Annotated in this window: 2 protein-coding genes; both read right to left on the bottom strand. The window is 55.9% G+C overall.

Translation table 11 applies throughout. The features are described 5' to 3' along the window. Window positions 1-86: 86 nt before the first annotated feature. Window positions 87-776: a VIT family protein gene (locus tag Q669_RS15405; protein ID WP_036149876.1), complete on the bottom strand. Its 690-nt coding sequence runs from the start codon at window positions 774-776 to the stop codon at window positions 87-89. A 109-nt stretch (window positions 777-885) separates the two neighbouring features. Next, entirely contained in the window at window positions 886-1,302 is a 417-nt protein-coding gene (locus Q669_RS15400; protein ID WP_022992962.1) for a GNAT family N-acetyltransferase, read from the bottom strand. Between the last annotated feature and the right edge of the window lie 81 nt (window positions 1,303-1,383).

The raw sequence follows: 1,383 nt of genomic DNA, 5'->3' as shown, positions 1-1,383 counted from the left end.
CCGCGCTCTGCGGCAAATTTGGAGCGCAGCGGAAAATTTGTCCGACAGCAGCGCTTGGTTAGGCGAGAGAACGCAACGCCAGCACATCATACGGCCACCCCAAAGAGCGCACCGACCCCAGCCGTCAAAGCCATAGCCAAGGCCCCCCAAAACGTAACCCGAGAGGCAGCCTTAAGAACAGGAGCGCCGCCGACCTTCGCTGCTAATGAGCCTAGCAAGGCAAGGAAAAGCAGTGAACTACCGGGGACGCCCCATATAAGTAGCGACGCCGGAAGCAGAAAGACGACGCATAAAGGAAGGGCCGCTCCTACCGAGAATGTACCTGCTGACGCAAGCGCAGCCAGAATTGGACGTGCCGTGGATACTTCTGAAATGCCAAGTTCATCACGGGCATGGGCTCCCAGCGCATCCTGCTTCATTAGTTGACTTGCTACTGCGTCTGCTAGCGCCCGGTCTAAACCGCGCTTAACGTAGATCTCGGCAAGCTCAGCATGCTCTTGTTCAGGCGCATCAGCCAGCTCCGTTCTCTCTCTGGCAAGGTCGGCCTCCTCAGTGTCGGCTTGAGAGCTGACTGACACATACTCCCCCGCTGCCATCGACATAGCGCCAGCGACGAGACCAGCAATGCCTGCAATCAAAACAGCCTTAGAGTCCGCCCCTGCCGCCGCCACACCCAGGACCAGGCTCGCAGTAGACACAATTCCGTCGTTTGCACCAAGAACCGCAGCACGAAGCCAGCCGATCCGATCGGTTCTATGTCTTTCAGAATGTCTCATGCGAAGCCCAAATATAAAGGTGAGCAGTAGCGCCTAACGCCAGCCAGCATGCGCGGCTGCGGAATGGAGGCGAAGCCGCAATGCAGTAGACGTCGCGTGCCTGGCCTTGTTAATTGCCAATGGTCACCCCCGCATCCAGAACCCAGCAGCGATCATTGTGCGTGTAGCCAAGCTGACCATAGTACGAATTGGCTGCCGGTGCTGCGATGAGTATCAATTTGCAGAGCGGCCCCAGTTGCTTCTGGGTCAGTGACTGTAATCGTTTGCCTATTCCTGATCTTTGATAGTTCTGATGAACTGCCAAATCTGACAGGTAGCAGGCATAGTGAAAATCCGTGACGCTGCGAGCGATGCCGACCAACAAGTCATCATCCCACGCGCTTACGACGAGATTGGAGTTGGAAATCATCCCTTCCATACAGTCTCGATCGTGAATTGGCCGACGCTCCCCAAGGGTAGAGCTCTCCAACAAACCGATGAACTGGTCCGTGGTGATAGGGTGATTCACCTGAAAGCTGATAGCCATACCTCTCCTTGGCAATTAACGCCCGCAGCACGCGCGGCTTTGTAGTGAAGGCGAAGCCGCATGTCAATGGCCATTTATTTT

The organism is Marinobacter sp. C1S70, from assembly GCF_000475355.1.
In the GTDB taxonomy this organism is placed as follows: Bacteria; Pseudomonadota; Gammaproteobacteria; order Pseudomonadales; family Oleiphilaceae; genus Marinobacter; species Marinobacter nauticus.
The sequence above is the reverse complement of the archived record's forward strand: the minus strand, read 5'-3'. Positions and strand labels throughout refer to the sequence as shown.

What these genes read in the sequence shown, in the direction of transcription:
- Q669_RS15405 (WP_036149876.1), bottom strand. Translation starts at nt 776, where the DNA reads ATGAGACATTCTGAAAGACATAGAACCGATCGGATCGGCTGGCTTCGT.
- Q669_RS15400 (WP_022992962.1), bottom strand. Translation starts at nt 1,302, where the DNA reads ATGGCTATCAGCTTTCAGGTGAATCACCCTATCACCACGGACCAGTTC.